Here is a 16,235-nt window from a genome sequence, read left to right as displayed (position 1 = left end):
AGCATGACGGACGACGAGACCTACATGGGCGAATCGGTAGGCGAAGCCTTCAACATCCGCGGTGCCATCACCGCCGGTGTGGACTATTTCTTCACCGAATCATTCTTCATCGGTGCCGAGATTGATCCTTTCGCTTACACCTACAACCGTACGCTTATCAAGCCTCAGGAAGGTCTGAGCAACCTGGATGCCAACAGCCACAACTTCGGCATCTTCGCTGCACCGACCTTGAAGATAGGATTTCTTTTCTAAGCCTCGTAAACTTAGAACTGTGCCCGCTGCACTCTCCGGCGGCGGGCTTCCGGGTGCGCTACAAGGGGCGCACCCTTTTTTTATTGGCAATCGGGAGGCTCTTCAGGCGTTGGGAAATGAAAAAAACGTTATCTTTGCACCTGTAAACCAAAGTAGTTTTTATGCAGACCACTCCGCTCTTAAAGGCTTCGGGTCGGTTGCCCGATGCCCGACGCTATAAAATAGTATTCATTATCTGGCTGGTTATCTCCCCCTGCTTTCTGATTTTTGGGGAACGGATAGCTTGGCCGAGGGATTTATTCGAATGTCTGGTGTCTGTCTATTTCACTTGGGGCTTGTGGCAATATGCCAGGCTCAAGGGTAGCCGGTCGTCGTCTTTTACGTGGCTCATTGGCTTGACGCTTGCTACGATGTTGTTTGGGTTCATGGATGATAAGAAGGCGTCAGAGATGGACGACGGACAGTTGTTCCTGGCTCTTTTGTCGCCTATTTTGTTGGTGGCTCTCTATGTAGCTATGTTTAATACAGGAATGGCTCTCAGGAAGATACGGGAGAAATACATGTCTCGTGTTGTCTTTGCCTATTTGGGCTTCTCGGCTTTAGTGTTTGTGGGTTCGGCTCTGGTGTACTATCAATATAAGATAATGCCGATGGAAATAGACGCAATGTTTGATTGGATGCCTTACGCCTCGGACGTTTGTTTTTATTTCCTTTGTTGCCGGTTCTTTTTGCTGAAGGAAAAGCAGGAAGAAGGCCGCAGGATGCAGGCAGGCGGCCGGTAAGAGGTGTCGGGCAGAAACATGCGCAGCAGGTCGGGAGTCGGAACGGAGAAACTTGCCGGTGTCGGGCTTTTTCCGGTGTTTTTCGTGGAAAAACAAGCAGAAAGTTTTGTAAATTAAGAAAGTATACGTACTTTTGCCGCTCGAATTTGACATTCTATGTTTAATTATTAAATTTTAAAACCAAAAAAATGATTGTAGTACCTGTAAAAGAAGGCGAGAACATCGAAAAGGCGCTGAAGAAATTCAAGCGTAAATTTGAAAAAACCGGAGTTGTGAAGGAATTGAGAAGCAGACAGCAGTTTGATAAACCGTCTGTAATCAAGAGACTTAAGAAAGAACGTGCTATCTACGTTCAGAAACTTCAGCAAATGGAAGATTAATTTTTCGTAAAGACCTTTGATTTTTTGAATTCTTTTTCCTACTTTCGTTGCACAATTTCATAAGAGAGTTGTAACGATATGGAACTGATAGATTCCTTTCTTGACTACCTGCGCTATGAGCGTAATTATTCACCGGAAACGGTGAAGGCTTATGGCAGTGATCTGCTTCAGTTTGAAGCGTTCCTGGAAGGTGAGAATGGAGAAAGCAAGCCGCTTGCCGAGGCCGGCTCCCGCGAAATCCGCAGTTGGATGGTTATGCTGTTGGATGGGGGGTATTCGTCGACGTCGGTCAACCGGAAATTGAGCACCCTGCGGTCCTTCTTTAAATACCTGCTGAAGCAGGGCGTCTGTCAGGCAGACCCGCTGCGGAAAGTTATGGGACCCAAAAACAAAAAGAGGCTGCCTGTCTTCGTGAAGGAAACGGATATGGACAGACTGCTGGATGACATCGATTTCGGGCCGGGCTTTAAAGGATGTCGCGACCGCGCGATTCTTGAGACGTTCTATCTGACAGGGATGCGCCTGTCTGAACTGATAGGACTGAAAGATGAAGACGTGGATTTTCTGGCTTCCTGTTTTAAGGTGACGGGAAAACGGAATAAACAGCGGCTGATACCTTTTGGCGAGGAGCTGAAAAAAGACTTGCTGGAATATGTCAGGCAGCGGTCGGACGCCGTAGGAGCGAAGACAAACGCGTTTTTTGTTCGTGAAAACGGTGAACAATTATACCGCAGTATTGTTGAAGATATTGTGAAGCGAAATCTCTCCAAGGTGGTGACGGTAAAGAAACGGTCTCCCCACGTGCTGAGGCATACCTTTGCGACGTTAATGCTGAACCACGGCGCTCAGCTTGGATCTATTAAGGAACTGCTGGGGCACGAAAGTCTGGCGACGACCGAAGTCTATACGCATACCACTTTTGAGGAACTGAAAAAAATGTATAACCAGGCTCATCCTCGGGCCTAAATAAAAGGAGGTAAGTATGGAAGTAAGAATTCAATCGATTCATTTCGACGCATCCGAACGTCTGCAGGCCTTTATTCAGAAAAAAGTGCAGAAACTGGAACGGTTTTACGATGATATAAAGAAAGTAGAGGTGTCATTGAAAGTAGTGAAGCCAGAGACGGCCGAAAACAAGGAAGCCGGTGTGAAAATACTGGTCCCGAACGGTGAGTTCTACGCAAGCAAAGTTTGCGACACGTTTGAAGAAGCAGTGGACTTGAGCCTGGATGCTTTGGAAAAACAGCTGGTGAAATACAAAGAAAAGCAAAGGAATAAATAAAATCCCGGTAAAAATTTTGCGGGTAAAAAAATAATGCCTAAATTTGCAGCCGTTTCGCAAAGGTCCCTTCAACGGAACGGTTGCATTTTTGTGAATGCCTCTTTAGCTCAGTTGGCCAGAGCACGTGATTTGTAATCTCGGGGTCGTTGGTTCGAATCCGACAAGAGGCTCGATAATTAAGCAGGGCAAATACCAGAGTGGTCAAATGGGGCAGACTGTAAATCTGCTGGCTTATGCCTTCGGTGGTTCGAATCCATCTTTGCCCACCCTCACTTTTGCTGTTATAGCTCAGCGGTAGAGCACTTCCTTGGTAAGGAAGAGGTCCCGGGTTCAAGTCCCGGTAACAGCTCTTGCGTACGAAAGCTGATTATTAATCAAATAAATAACAAGTAAAGCTATGGCTAAAGAGAAATTTGAACGTACCAAACCGCATGTTAATATTGGTACAATTGGTCACGTTGACCACGGTAAGACTACTTTGACTGCCGCTATCACAACGGTATTGGCAAAGAAAGGTCTGTCTGAAGTTAAGTCTTTTGATCAGATTGATAATGCTCCTGAAGAAAAAGAGCGTGGTATCACGATCAATACTTCTCACGTTGAATATGAAACTGCAACTCGTCACTATGCGCACGTTGACTGCCCGGGACACGCTGACTATGTGAAGAACATGGTAACTGGTGCCGCTCAGATGGATGGCGCTATCATCGTGGTTGCTGCTACCGATGGTCCGATGCCTCAGACGCGTGAGCACATCCTGCTGGCTCGTCAGGTGAACGTGCCGAGATTGGTAGTGTTCATGAATAAGTGCGACATGGTAGACGACCCCGAAATGTTGGAGCTCGTTGAAATGGAAATGCGCGAACTTCTGTCTGCTTACGATTTCGACGGTGACAACACTCCGTTTATCCAGGGTTCTGCTCTGGGCGCATTGAACGGCGTTGAAAAGTGGGAAGAGAAGATTATGGAGCTGATGGATGCTTGCGATACTTGGATTCCTCTGCCTCCGCGTGATATCGATAAGCCTTTCTTGATGCCTGTTGAGGACGTGTTCTCTATCACAGGTCGTGGTACTGTTGCTACGGGACGTATCGAGGCTGGTATTATCAAGGTAGGTGACGAAGTTGAAATCCTGGGTCTGGGTGAAGATAAGAAGTCTGTTGTTACGGGCGTTGAAATGTTTCGCAAGATTCTGGATGAAGGTGAAGCTGGTGATAACGTAGGTCTGCTGCTGCGTGGTATCGACAAGAACGAAATCAAGCGCGGTATGGTTCTCTGCAAACCGGGTCAGATTAAGCCTCACTCTAAATTCAAGGCTTCTATCTATGTCTTGAAGAAAGAAGAAGGTGGTCGTCACACTCCGTTCCACAACAAGTATCGTCCTCAGTTCTATCTGCGTACGATGGACTGCACCGGTGAAATCACTCTGCCGGAAGGCGTAGAAATGGTAATGCCGGGCGATAACGTGGAAATCACAGTTACGCTGATTTATCCGGTAGCCTTGAACGTAGGTCTGCGCTTCGCTATTCGTGAAGGTGGTCGTACGGTAGGTTCTGGTCAGATTACTGAAATTCTTGACTAATAGAAGATAAAGGTATGAATCAGTTCCCGGATTAAATTTCGGGAACTGATTATGTACAAACGGGAGTAGCTCAGTTGGTAGAGCACCGGTCTCCAAAACCGGGTGTCGGGAGTTCGAGCCTCTCCTCCCGTGCTAATATTTAGACAATGAAAAAGATTGTTACTATATTCAAGGAATCTTACGACGAACTTGTTCATAAAGTTTCGTGGCCTACGTATGCAGAACTGACCAGCAGCGCAGTGGCTGTTTTATATGCTTCCCTGCTTATTGCGTTGGTGGTGTTCATTATGGATTTCTGTTTCCAGAACATTATGGAGTTTGTTTATCCTCATTAAATTAGAGCAGAATGTCTGAGGTGGAAAAAAAGTGGTACGTGTTGCGTGCCATCAGTGGAAAAGAAGCTAAGGTGAAGGAATACCTGGAAGCTGACATAAAGAACAGCGACCTTGGCGAATATGTGTCTCAGGTATTGATTCCTACTGAAAAGGTTTATCAGGTTCGCAATGGTAAGAAAATTGTGAAAGAAAGAAGTTATCTGCCTGGTTACGTTTTGGTAGAAGCAGCTCTGGTGGGTGAGGTGGCTCATCGTTTGAGAAACACGCCTAATGTGATTGGGTTCTTGGGAGGATTGGACAAACCGGTTCCCCTGAGACAGTCGGAAGTCAATCGGATTCTCGGTACGGTCGATGAGTTGCAGGATGCAGGTGAAGACCTGAATATCCCGTATCTGGTCGGTGAGGCTGTAAAGGTGAATTACGGCCCGTTCAGCGGTTTCAGTGGTGTCATTGAAGAGGTGAATGCCGAGAAGAAGAAACTGAAGGTCATGGTGAAGATATTCGGGCGGAAAACCCCGCTTGAGTTGGGCTTTATGCAAGTGGAGAAAGAATGATGCGGGTGTTACGCTGCGGAATTCTCGTCATTAGTGTAATATAAAAATCAATTTAAAATGGCTAAAGAAGTTGCTGGACTAATCAAGTTACAGATTAAAGGAGGCGCTGCAAATCCATCACCTCCCGTAGGACCTGCTTTGGGTTCGAAGGGTATCAATATTATGGAGTTTTGCAAGCAATTCAACGCCAGAACCCAAGACAAGGCAGGAAAAGTTCTTCCTGTAATTATCACTTATTATACGGATAAGTCTTTTGATTTTGTCATCAAGACTCCGCCCGTAGCTATTCAGCTGCTGGAGTTGACAAAACAGAAGAGTGGTTCTGCTGAGCCTAATCGTAAGAAGGTTGCTGAGATTACTTGGGACCAGGTTCGTACGATTGCCCAGGATAAGTTGGTAGACTTGAACTGCTTTACTGTGGAAGCTGCCATGAAGATGGTAGCCGGTACAGCAAGAAGCATGGGTATCACTGTAAAAGGGGAGTTCCCGGTTAATAACTAATAAACTTCAATTAGAATGAGTAAACTGACAAAAAATCAAAAGTTGGCTGCAGGCAAAATTGAAGCAGGGAAAGTATACTCTCTCAAGGAGGCTTCTCAATTGGTGAAAGAAATCACTTTTACTAAGTTTGATGCTTCTCTGGATATCGATGTGCGTTTGGGTATCGACCCGCGTAAGTCTAACCAGATGGTGAGAGGTGTGGTATCACTTCCTCACGGTACTGGTAAGGTGACACGTGTGTTGGTGTTGTGTACGCCTGATGCCGAGGCTGCTGCAAAAGAAGCAGGTGCTGACTATGTCGGTCTGGACGAGTATATCGAAAAGATCAAAGGTGGATGGACGGATGTGGATGTCATTATCACAATGCCGTCTATCATGGGTAAGATTGGTGCCCTCGGTCGTATTCTCGGTCCCCGTGGCCTGATGCCGAATCCGAAGAGTGGCACTGTGACAATGGATGTGGCCAAAGCTGTGAAGGAAGTTAAGCAAGGTAAGATAGACTTCAAGGTTGACAAGAGCGGTATCGTGCATACCTCTATCGGTAAGGTATCGTTTACGCCGGATCAGATCCGTGACAACGCAAAAGAATTCATATCTACTCTGATTAAATTGAAACCGACAGCAGCTAAGGGTACGTATATTAAGAGTATTTATCTTTCTAGTACAATGAGTGCGGGTATCAAGGTTGACCCGAAATCAGTGGAAGAAATCTAATAAAACGGACGAATAATGAGAAAGGAAGATAAAAGTACGATTATTGAGCAGATCGCTGCTACGGTTAAGGAATATGGTCATTTCTATCTGGTGGATGTAACGGCTATGAATGCTGCTGCCACTAGTGCTTTGAGAGCTGCTTGCTTCAAGGCTGGCGTGAAGCTGATGGTGGTAAAGAACACTTTGCTGCATAAGGCTCTGGAGTCTCTCGAAGGTGACTTTTCTCCGCTCTACGGCTGCTTGAAAGGCACGACTGCCGTGATGTTCTGCAATGTGGCAAATGTTCCGGCTAAGTTAATCAAGGATAAGGCTAAAGACGGTATTCCCGCACTGAAGGCTGCATATGCAGAAGAAAGCTTCTATGTTGGCGCTGACCAGCTGGATGCTCTCGTAGCTATCAAGAGTAAGAATGAGGTTATTGCTGAAATCGTTGCATTGCTGCAATCTCCGGCCAAGAACGTTATTTCTGCTCTTCAATCGGGTGGCAACACTCTTCACGGAGTCCTCAAGACTCTTGGCGAACGCACGGAGGCTTAATGCCTTCACAACCGGACTCCGTTATGCCGGAGTTCAAAATCAAACAATTTATTCAGTATTTAAACAATTAAATTCATACAAAAATGGCAGATTTGAAAGCTTTTGCAGAACAATTAGTTAACTTGACAGTAAAAGAAGTTAATGAACTTGCTACAATCTTGAAGGAAGAATATGGTATTGAACCTGCTGCTGCAGCTGTTGCAGTTGCTGCTGGTCCCGCTGCCGGTGGTGCCGCTGCTGCTGAAGAGAAGACTTCTTTCGACGTAGTTTTGAAGAGCGCCGGTGCAGCTAAACTTCAGGTAGTGAAGGCTGTGAAGGAAGCTTGCGGTCTTGGTCTGAAAGAGGCTAAGGACTTGGTTGACGGTGCTCCCAGCACTGTAAAAGAAGGTTTGGCTAAGGACGAAGCAGAATCATTGAAGAAAACATTGGAAGAAGCTGGAGCTGAAGTTGAACTTAAATAACATTTGCCTGTAAATCAGGTTATTCGGTTAGGAACCCTTCGTGAAAAGGGTTCTTAACCTTTTTGTGCATATAGTTAAAATTCACTTCTACAAATCCATTTTTCCAGATGTCTTCAAATATTGTAAATCAAAGAGTTAACTTCGCTTCTACTAAAAATCCGCTTCCCTATCCGGATTTTCTGGAGGTGCAATTGAAGTCATTCAAAGACTTTTTACAGCTGGATACTCCACCCGAAAAACGTAAAAACGAGGGATTGTATAAAGTATTTGCTGAGAACTTCCCCATTGCCGATACAAGAAACAATTTCGTTCTTGAGTTTCTGGATTATTATATTGATCCGCCGCGTTATAGCATTGATGAGTGCATAGAGCGGGGGCTCACTTACAGCGTTCCATTAAAGGCGAAATTGAAGCTGTATTGTACCGACCCTGACCACGAGGACTTCGATACCGTGATTCAGGATGTTTTTCTCGGTCCTATCCCTTATATGACGGAGAAGGCAACTTTTGTGATTAATGGTGCTGAACGTGTTGTCGTTTCGCAGCTGCACCGCTCGCCGGGCGTGTTCTTCGGTCAGAGCGTGCATGCCAACGGTACCAAATTGTATTCGGCCCGTATCATTCCTTTCAAAGGTTCGTGGATCGAATTCGCTACAGACATCAATAATGTGATGTATGCGTATATTGACCGTAAGAAGAAACTGCCAGTAACGACTTTGCTGCGAGCCATTGGTTTTGAGAACGACAAGGATATTCTGGAAATCTTCAATCTGGCCGAGGATGTAAAGGTGAACAAGGCTAACTTGAAGAAAATCATCGGACGTAAGTTAGCGGCCCGTGTCTTGAAGACTTGGATTGAGGACTTTGTGGATGAAGATACCGGTGAAGTGGTTTCTATCGAGCGTAATGAAGTCGTAATCGACCGTGAAACCGTCATTGAGCCGGAACATGTTGATATTATTCTTGAATCGGGTGTTCAGAATATTCTGGTTCATAAAGAGGAACAGAATCAGTCTGATTATTCGATTATTTACAATACATTGCAGAAAGACCCGAGTAACTCGGAGAAGGAGGCAGTGCTTTACATTTACCGTCAGCTGCGCAATGCTGACCCTGCCGACGATGCGAGTGCCCGCGAGGTCATCAATAACCTGTTCTTTTCGGAGAAGAGATACGACTTGGGTGATGTGGGACGTTACCGCATCAACAAGAAACTGAATCTGACTACGGATATGAGTGTCCGTGTCTTGACGAAAGAGGACATTATTGAAATTATCAAGTATCTGATTGAGTTGATTAACTCCAAAGCTGTAGTCGATGATATTGACCACTTGAGCAATCGTCGTGTACGTACGGTCGGTGAGCAGTTGTCCAATCAGTTTGCCATTGGTCTGGCGCGTATGTCGCGTACCATTCGTGAACGCATGAATGTGCGTGACAATGAAGTGTTCACGCCCATTGACTTGATCAATGCCAAGACTATTTCATCGGTTATCAATTCGTTCTTCGGCACCAATGCACTGTCGCAGTTCATGGACCAGACGAACCCGCTGGCAGAAATCACGCACAAACGTCGTATGTCTGCATTGGGTCCCGGCGGTTTGTCGCGCGACCGTGCCGGTTTTGAGGTGCGAGACGTGCACTATACTCACTATGGCCGTTTGTGTCCGATTGAGACACCTGAAGGTCCGAACATCGGTCTGATTTCTTCGCTCTGTGTATATGCCAAGATTAATGACCTCGGATTTATTGAGACCCCATACCGTAAGGTAGAAAGTGGTAAGGTGGATTTGTCTGAAAACGGACTGCTTTATCTGACGGCTGAGGAAGAGGAAGGCAAAATCATTGCCCAAGGTAATGCGCCGTTGAATGATGACGGTACATTTGTGCGCGACAAGGTAAAGGCCCGACAGGATGCCGATTATCCGGTAGTGCCTCCCAGCGAGGTGGAGTTGATGGACGTTTCTCCGCAGCAGATTGCCTCTATAGCCGCTTCACTGATTCCTTTCTTGGAACACGATGATGCCAACCGTGCGCTGATGGGTTCGAACATGATGCGCCAGGCTGTACCTTTGTTGAGAAGTGAGGCTCCTATCGTGGGAACGGGCATAGAACGTCAGCTTGCACGTGACTCCCGTACACAGATTACGGCTGAGGGCGACGGGGTGGTCGATTTCGTGGATGCAACCACCATACGTATCTTGTACGACCGTACGGAAGACGAGGAATTTGTCAGCTTTGAGCCTGCCTTGAAGGAATATAAAATCCCGAAATGGCGCCGCACCAATCAGAATATGACCATTGACTTGCGTCCTATTTGCGATAAAGGACAGCGTGTGACAAAGGGGCAGATTCTGACAGAAGGCTATTCTACGGAAGATGGTGAACTGGCATTGGGTAAGAATCTGCTGGTGGCTTACATGCCGTGGAAAGGATACAACTACGAGGATGCTATCGTTCTGAATGAGCGCGTGGTACGTGAAGATTTGCTGACTTCGGTACATGTGGAAGAGTTCTCGCTGGAAGTGCGTGAAACAAAACGCGGTATGGAAGAACTGACTTCTGATATTCCGAATGTGAGTGAAGAAGCTACGAAAGATTTGGATGACAACGGTATTGTGCGTGTTGGAGCACGTATTGAGCCGGGTGACATCCTGATTGGTAAAATTACCCCGAAGGGTGAGTCGGATCCTTCGCCCGAAGAGAAATTGCTGCGTGCCATCTTTGGTGACAAGGCTGGTGATGTGAAGGATGCTTCACTGAAGGCTTCTCCTTCGTTAAAAGGTGTAGTTATTGGTAAGCGGTTGTTCTCGCGCGTCATAAAGACCCGCAGTTCCAAGATGGCTGATAAGGCTTTGTTGCAGAAGATTGATGAAGAATTTGAGGCTCAGGTTGAAGATTTGCGTAAGATTCTGGTGAAGAAACTTCTAAAGTTGACAGAAAATTATGTATCCGAAGGTGTCAAGGATTATATGGGCACTGACGTGATAGCCAAAGGCGCCAAATTTGCTGCATCCGATTTCAGTGACTTGGATTTTACGGCCGTTCAGTTGAGTGGTTGGACCAAGGATGAGCATACCAATGATTTGATTCGTGCGTTGGTGATGAACTTTATCCGTAAGTATAAGGAACAGGACGCTGAATTGAAACGCAAGAAGTTTGCCATTACTATCGGCGATGAACTGCCGGCAGGAATTATCCAGATGGCGAAAGTCTACATTGCCAAGAAGCGTAAGATTGGTGTCGGAGATAAGATGGCCGGTCGTCACGGAAACAAGGGTATTGTGTCACGTGTGGTACGCCAGGAAGATATGCCGTTCTTGGCAGACGGAACCCCAGTTGATATTGTACTGAACCCCTTGGGCGTGCCTTCGCGTATGAATATTGGTCAGATTTTCGAGGCTGTATTGGGCAGTGCCGGAAAGAAGCTGGGTGTGAAGTTTGCTACTCCGATTTTCGATGGCGCCTCTCTGGATGACTTGAATGAATGGACTGATAAGGCCGGATTGCCGCGTTATGGTAAGACTACGCTTTACGATGGCGGAACGGGTGAGGCCTTTGAACAGCAGGCAACGGTGGGTGTGACTTATATGTTGAAGTTGGGTCACATGGTTGAGGATAAGATGCACGCACGTTCTATCGGCCCGTATTCGTTGATTACCCAGCAGCCGTTGGGTGGTAAGGCACAGTTCGGTGGCCAGCGTTTCGGAGAAATGGAGGTTTGGGCACTGGAGGCCTTCGGTGCCGCACACGTCTTGCAGGAAATCCTGACGATTAAGTCGGATGATGTCGTTGGACGTTCCAAAGCTTATGAGGCTATTGTGAAGGGCGAGCCGATGCCTACGCCGGGCATTCCGGAGTCCTTGAACGTATTGCTGCATGAGTTGCAGGGCTTGTGTTTAAGCATTCACTTGGAATAAGCCGGCTGAGATGACCATTTATTCAATCGACAATTTACAATTAACATACAAATATGGCTTTTAGAAAAGATAACAAGATAAAGAGTAATTTCTCGAAGATATCCATCGGTTTGGCTTCTCCCGAAGAAATCCTGGAAAATTCGAGTGGTGAAGTATTAAAGCCTGAAACCATCAATTACCGTACGTATAAGCCTGAGCGTGACGGTTTGTTCTGCGAGCGTATTTTTGGTCCTGTTAAAGACTATGAATGCCATTGCGGTAAGTACAAGCGTATCCGTTACAAGGGCATTGTCTGCGACCGTTGCGGTGTAGAGGTCACTGAGAAGAAAGTACGTCGTGAGCGTATGGGACACATCCAACTGGTGGTTCCGGTAGCACATATTTGGTATTTCCGTTCCCTTCCCAACAAGATCGGTTATCTGTTGGGATTGCCGACGAAGAAGTTGGATGCCATTATTTACTATGAGCGTTACATCGTGATTCAGCCCGGTGTGCTGGGTGACGAGGTGGCTAAATATGATTTGTTGGAAGAAGGCGAATATCTGGATTTGCTGGATAAACTTCCGAAAGATAATCAGTTCCTGGAAGATTCCGACCCCAACAAGTTTATTGCCAAGATGGGCGCAGAAGCCATCTACGACCTGTTGTCTAAGTTGGATTTGGATGCTCTTTCTTACGAGTTGCGTCATCGTGCCGGAAGTGATGCTTCTCAGCAGCGTAAAAACGAGGCTCTGAAGCGGCTGCAGGTTGTTGAGTCGTTCCGTGCTTCGCGTGGTCGCAACAAGCCGGAGTGGATGATTGTGCGCATCGTGCCGGTTATCCCGCCCGAATTGCGTCCGTTGGTTCCATTGGATGGAGGACGTTTCGCCACTTCGGACCTGAACGATCTTTATCGTCGTGTAATTATCCGCAACAACCGTCTGAAACGTTTGATTGAAATCAAGGCACCGGAAGTAATCTTGCGCAACGAAAAGCGTATGTTGCAGGAAGCGGTAGATTCTTTGTTTGACAACTCACGCAAGTCGAGTGCTGTAAAAACAGATGCCAACCGTCCGCTGAAATCTCTTTCGGACAGCTTGAAAGGTAAGCAGGGACGTTTCCGTCAGAACCTGCTGGGTAAGCGTGTCGACTATTCGGCTCGTTCCGTTATCGTGGTAGGTCCGGAGTTGAAGATGGGTGAATGCGGAATTCCTAAACTGATGGCAGCCGAACTCTATAAGCCGTTCATTATCCGCAAGCTCATTGAGCGTGGTATTGTGAAGACGGTGAAGAGTGCCAAGAAGATTGTAGACCGTAAGGAACCGGTCATCTGGGATATTCTGGAGCATGTGATGAAGGGACATCCGGTGCTGTTGAACCGCGCCCCGACGCTGCACCGTCTGGGTATCCAGGCTTTCCAGCCCAAGATGATCGAGGGCAAGGCTATCCAGTTACACCCGTTGGCATGTACGGCTTTCAACGCCGACTTCGATGGTGACCAGATGGCTGTTCACTTGCCTTTGAGCAATGAGGCTATTCTGGAAGCTCAGATGCTGATGCTGCAATCGCACAACATCTTGAATCCTGCCAACGGTGCTCCTATCACAGTGCCTGCGCAGGACATGGTGCTGGGCTTATATTATATCACCAAGCTGCGTAAGGGAGCCAAGGGCGAAGGCTTGACTTTCTACGGACCGGAAGAGGCTTTGATTGCTTATAACGAAGGCAAGTGTGATATTCACGCACCGGTAAGTGTGTTGGTGAACGACGTGGACGATCAGGGTAACATCGTCAAGAAAATGATGCATGATACTTCTGTGGGCCGTGTCATTGTCAATGAAATCGTACCGGATAAAGCCGGTTATATCAATACTATTATCTCCAAGAAGTCGTTGCGCGACATCATCAGCCACGTTATCAAAGTATGCGGTGTGTCTGAGGCTGCCGACTTCCTGGACGGTATCAAGAACTTGGGTTATTACATGGCCTTCAAGGGTGGTCTGTCATTCAACTTGGGTGACATTATTATCCCTGAAGAGAAAGAGGCTCTGGTTCAGAAGGGTTATGAAGAAGTGGAGCAGGTTATCAATAACTACAACATGGGTTTCATTACCAACAATGAACGTTATAACCAGGTGATTGATATTTGGACGCACGTTAACTCTGAGTTGTCCAACATCCTGATGAAGACAATCTCGGAAGACGACCAAGGATTCAACTCTGTTTACATGATGCTGGATTCCGGTGCCCGTGGTTCTAAGGAACAGATCCGTCAGTTGTCCGGTATGCGTGGTCTGATGGCCAAGCCGCAGAAAGCCGGTGCCGAGGGAGGTCAGATTATCGAGAACCCGATTCTTTCGAACTTTAAGGAGGGCCTTTCCGTGTTGGAGTACTTCATTTCCACGCACGGTGCCCGTAAGGGTCTGGCCGATACTGCCTTGAAGACGGCCGATGCCGGATACCTGACCCGTCGTCTGGTAGACGTGTCGCACGATGTGATTGTGAACGAAGAAGACTGCGGTACACTCCGCGGACTGGTGTGCACGGCTTTGAAGAACAATGACGAGGTCATTGCCACATTGTATGAACGCATCTTAGGCCGTGTGTCTGTGCACGATATTGTTCACCCCACAACTGGCGAACTGATTGTAGCCGGTGGTGAGGAGATTACCGAAGAGATTGCCCAGAAGATTGAAGATTCTCCTATCGAGAGCGTCGAAATCCGTTCTGTACTGACCTGTGAGTCGAAGAAAGGTGTCTGCGCCAAGTGTTATGGGCGTAACCTGGCTACGAGCCGCATGGTGCAGAAGGGCGAGGCTGTAGGCGTCATCGCTGCCCAGTCTATCGGTGAACCGGGTACTCAGTTGACGTTGCGTACGTTCCACGCCGGTGGTACGGCTGCCAACATCGCTGCCAATGCCAGCATTGTGGCCAAGAATGATGCCCGCCTGGAGTTCGAGGAACTTCGCACGGTAGACGTGATTGACGAAACCGGTCAGGCTGCCAAGGTGGTAGTCGGCCGTTTGGCAGAATTGCGTTTCGTGGATGTGAATACCGACATCATCCTGTCTACTCACAATGTTCCTTATGGTTCTACGTTGTATGCCAACGATGGTGAGGTGGTGGAGAAAGGCAAACTGATTGCCCGTTGGGACCCGTTCAATGCCGTTATCATCACCGAAGCTACGGGTAAGATTGAATTTGAGGACGTCATCGAAAATGTTACTTATAAGGTTGAATCCGATGAATCGACCGGTTTGCGCGAAATCATTATCATCGAGTCGAAGGATAAGACGAAGGTGCCTACTGCCCACATCATGACCGAAGACGGCGAATTGATCCGCACGTACAACCTGCCGGTAGGCGGACACGTGGTGGTGGAAGACGGTCAGAAGGTGAAAGCCGGAGATGTCATCGTGAAGATACCGCGTGCCGTAGGTAAGGCCGGTGATATCACGGGTGGTCTGCCGCGTGTCACAGAGCTGTTTGAAGCTCGTAACCCGTCCAATCCTGCTGTGGTTTCCGAAATCGACGGTGAGATTACGATGGGCAAGGTAAAACGTGGTAACCGCGAAATCATCGTGACTTCCAAAGGTGGCGATGTGAAGAAGTACTTAGTGCCGCTGTCCAAGCAGATCTTGGTACAGGAGAATGACTATGTGCGTGCCGGTACGCCGTTGTCCGACGGTGCTATCACGCCGGCCGACATCCTGGCCATCAAGGGCCCCACGGCAGTACAGGAATACATTGTCAACGAGGTGCAGGACGTTTACCGCCTGCAGGGTGTGAAGATTAACGATAAGCACTTCGAAATCATCGTGCGTCAGATGATGCGTAAGGTCGAAATCAATGAGCCGGGTGATACCCGCTTCTTGGAACAGCAGGTGGTGGACAAGCAGGAGTTTATGGAAGAGAACGACCGCATCTGGGGCAAGAAGGTGGTTGTGGATGCCGGAGATTCGCAGAACCTGCAGCCGGGACAGATTGTCACTGCCCGCAAGTTGCGCGACGAGAACTCTATGTTGAAGCGCCGCGACTTGAAGCCCGTGGAAGTGCGCGATGCCGTGCCTGCCACATCAACGCAGATCCTGCAAGGTATCACCCGCGCCGCTCTGCAAACGTCCAGCTTCATGTCGGCTGCATCCTTCCAGGAAACGACGAAGGTACTGAACGAGGCTGCCATCAACGGCAAGGTGGACAAACTGGAGGGTATGAAGGAGAACGTTATCTGCGGTCACCTGATTCCTGCCGGTACCGGACAGCGCGAGTTCGACAAGCTCATTGTCGGCTCCAAAGAGGAGTACGACCGCATGCTGGCCAACAAGAAGACGGTGTTGGATTATGCCGTGTCTGACAGTGAGAAGCAGGAACAGCCTGCCGAAGCTGAGTAAAGAAGTTTGTTAAGATAAGGAAGAAGGGTAGGGAGTCTGTTGCGCTTTCTACCCTTTTTCTTTTTATCTGCAATGGAGGAGGCTGCAGACTGTTTTCGTTGCCGTGACTCTGCCTGACTTTGGGGCATGTATGGCGCGGCAGATATTTTTCTTTTTTGTTTCGTGCTTTTGGCGCATTTTTCTATCTTTGCGACTTGTAAAATAATCGCAACAGATATGGAAAATCAAGAAAGTGGCAACAACCATTTGCAGATAGAGTTGAGAGAAGAAGTCGGCTTGGGTACCTACTCCAACCTGGCCATCATTACCCATTCCAGTTCCGAGTTCATACTCGATTTTGTGCGTGTGCTTCCCGGTATGCCCAAGGCGCCAGTGCAGTCGCGGGTCATTCTGGCACCGGAACATGCCAAGCGTTTGTTGCGCGCGCTGGAGGAGAACATCGCGAAGTATGAGCGTGCTTTCGGCCCCATCTCCATACCGGAAGAAAAGAACCTGGCTTTTCCCAATTTAACTGGTGAGGCCTGAGTGTAATCGGCAAGGTTTATTGCCTTTTTAAAATGAAAGA

At 47.8% G+C, this 16,235-nt stretch carries 15 protein-coding genes and 4 tRNA genes; all 19 read left to right on the top strand.

Translation table 11 applies throughout. The features are described from left to right. The coding region (locus tag B5F34_RS09890; protein ID WP_255376960.1) for a BT1926 family outer membrane beta-barrel protein at positions 1 to 252 on the top strand (252 nt) is incomplete at its 5' end. Between the two features lie 161 nt (positions 253 to 413). Continuing rightward, a complete protein-coding gene (locus tag B5F34_RS09885; protein WP_087338121.1) occupies positions 414 to 1,034 on the top strand; it encodes a hypothetical protein in 621 nt (206 codons plus the stop codon). 188 nt (positions 1,035 to 1,222) lie between these two features. After that, entirely contained in the window at positions 1,223 to 1,414 is a 192-nt protein-coding gene (gene rpsU, locus B5F34_RS09880) for a 30S ribosomal protein S21 (protein WP_087338118.1), read from the top strand. Positions 1,415 to 1,492: 78 nt separating this feature from the next. Further along, positions 1,493 to 2,380: a tyrosine recombinase XerC gene (locus B5F34_RS09875; RefSeq protein ID WP_087338115.1), complete on the top strand. Its 888-nt coding sequence runs from the start codon at positions 1,493 to 1,495 to the stop codon at positions 2,378 to 2,380. Between the two features lie 16 nt (positions 2,381 to 2,396). Further along, positions 2,397 to 2,696, top strand: a complete 300-nt coding sequence (gene raiA / locus B5F34_RS09870; RefSeq protein WP_087338114.1) for a ribosome-associated translation inhibitor RaiA — start codon at positions 2,397 to 2,399, stop codon at positions 2,694 to 2,696. A 96-nt stretch (positions 2,697 to 2,792) separates the two neighbouring features. Continuing rightward, positions 2,793 to 2,866 (top strand) — tRNA-Thr (locus B5F34_RS09865). A 13-nt stretch (positions 2,867 to 2,879) separates the two neighbouring features. Beyond that, a tRNA-Tyr gene (locus B5F34_RS09860) sits at positions 2,880 to 2,962 on the top strand. Positions 2,963 to 2,973: 11 nt separating this feature from the next. Beyond that, positions 2,974 to 3,045: transfer RNA gene (locus B5F34_RS09855), tRNA-Thr, on the top strand. Between the two features lie 48 nt (positions 3,046 to 3,093). After that, on the top strand, positions 3,094 to 4,278 hold the full coding sequence (tuf, locus tag B5F34_RS09850; RefSeq protein ID WP_087338111.1) for an elongation factor Tu: 1,185 nt from the start codon (positions 3,094 to 3,096) through the stop codon (positions 4,276 to 4,278). 59 nt (positions 4,279 to 4,337) lie between these two features. Beyond that, positions 4,338 to 4,410: transfer RNA gene (locus B5F34_RS09845), tRNA-Trp, on the top strand. A 14-nt stretch (positions 4,411 to 4,424) separates the two neighbouring features. Further along, positions 4,425 to 4,613 carry a preprotein translocase subunit SecE gene (secE, locus tag B5F34_RS09840; protein ID WP_087338107.1) on the top strand — a complete coding sequence of 63 codons (189 nt, stop codon included), beginning with the start codon at positions 4,425 to 4,427 and terminating at the stop codon, positions 4,611 to 4,613. Between the two features lie 11 nt (positions 4,614 to 4,624). Then, positions 4,625 to 5,167, top strand: coding sequence for a transcription termination/antitermination protein NusG (gene nusG, locus B5F34_RS09835; protein WP_087338103.1), 543 nt, complete (start codon positions 4,625 to 4,627; stop codon positions 5,165 to 5,167). Positions 5,168 to 5,224: 57 nt separating this feature from the next. After that, positions 5,225 to 5,668: a 50S ribosomal protein L11 gene (gene rplK / locus B5F34_RS09830; RefSeq protein ID WP_087338100.1), complete on the top strand. Its 444-nt coding sequence runs from the start codon at positions 5,225 to 5,227 to the stop codon at positions 5,666 to 5,668. Positions 5,669 to 5,683: 15 nt separating this feature from the next. After that, the gene (gene rplA, locus B5F34_RS09825) at positions 5,684 to 6,382 is read left to right on the top strand and encodes a 50S ribosomal protein L1 (RefSeq protein ID WP_087338097.1); all 699 of its coding nucleotides are present in this window, start codon (positions 5,684 to 5,686) and stop codon (positions 6,380 to 6,382) included. 15 nt (positions 6,383 to 6,397) lie between these two features. Next, positions 6,398 to 6,919 (top strand): 50S ribosomal protein L10, encoded by a 522-nt coding sequence (gene rplJ, locus B5F34_RS09820; RefSeq protein ID WP_087338094.1) that lies wholly within the window; start codon positions 6,398 to 6,400, stop codon positions 6,917 to 6,919. Positions 6,920 to 7,002: 83 nt separating this feature from the next. Next, positions 7,003 to 7,380, top strand: coding sequence for a 50S ribosomal protein L7/L12 (gene rplL / locus B5F34_RS09815; RefSeq protein ID WP_005941908.1), 378 nt, complete (start codon positions 7,003 to 7,005; stop codon positions 7,378 to 7,380). Positions 7,381 to 7,487: 107 nt separating this feature from the next. Next, positions 7,488 to 11,300, top strand: a complete 3,813-nt coding sequence (gene rpoB / locus B5F34_RS09810; protein WP_087338091.1) for a DNA-directed RNA polymerase subunit beta — start codon at positions 7,488 to 7,490, stop codon at positions 11,298 to 11,300. 53 nt (positions 11,301 to 11,353) lie between these two features. Then, positions 11,354 to 15,670, top strand: coding sequence for a DNA-directed RNA polymerase subunit beta' (gene rpoC, locus B5F34_RS09805; protein ID WP_087338088.1), 4,317 nt, complete (start codon positions 11,354 to 11,356; stop codon positions 15,668 to 15,670). A gap of 216 nt (positions 15,671 to 15,886) precedes the next feature. Continuing rightward, entirely contained in the window at positions 15,887 to 16,195 is a 309-nt protein-coding gene (locus B5F34_RS09800) for a DUF3467 domain-containing protein (RefSeq protein WP_087338085.1), read from the top strand. The last annotated feature ends 40 nt before the right edge of the window (positions 16,196 to 16,235 follow it).

The sequence above is a fragment of the Mediterranea sp. An20 genome (assembly GCF_002160055.1).
Taxonomy (GTDB): Bacteria; Bacteroidota; Bacteroidia; order Bacteroidales; family Bacteroidaceae; genus Bacteroides; species Bacteroides avicola.
This window is presented reverse-complemented; position numbering and strand designations above follow the sequence as displayed.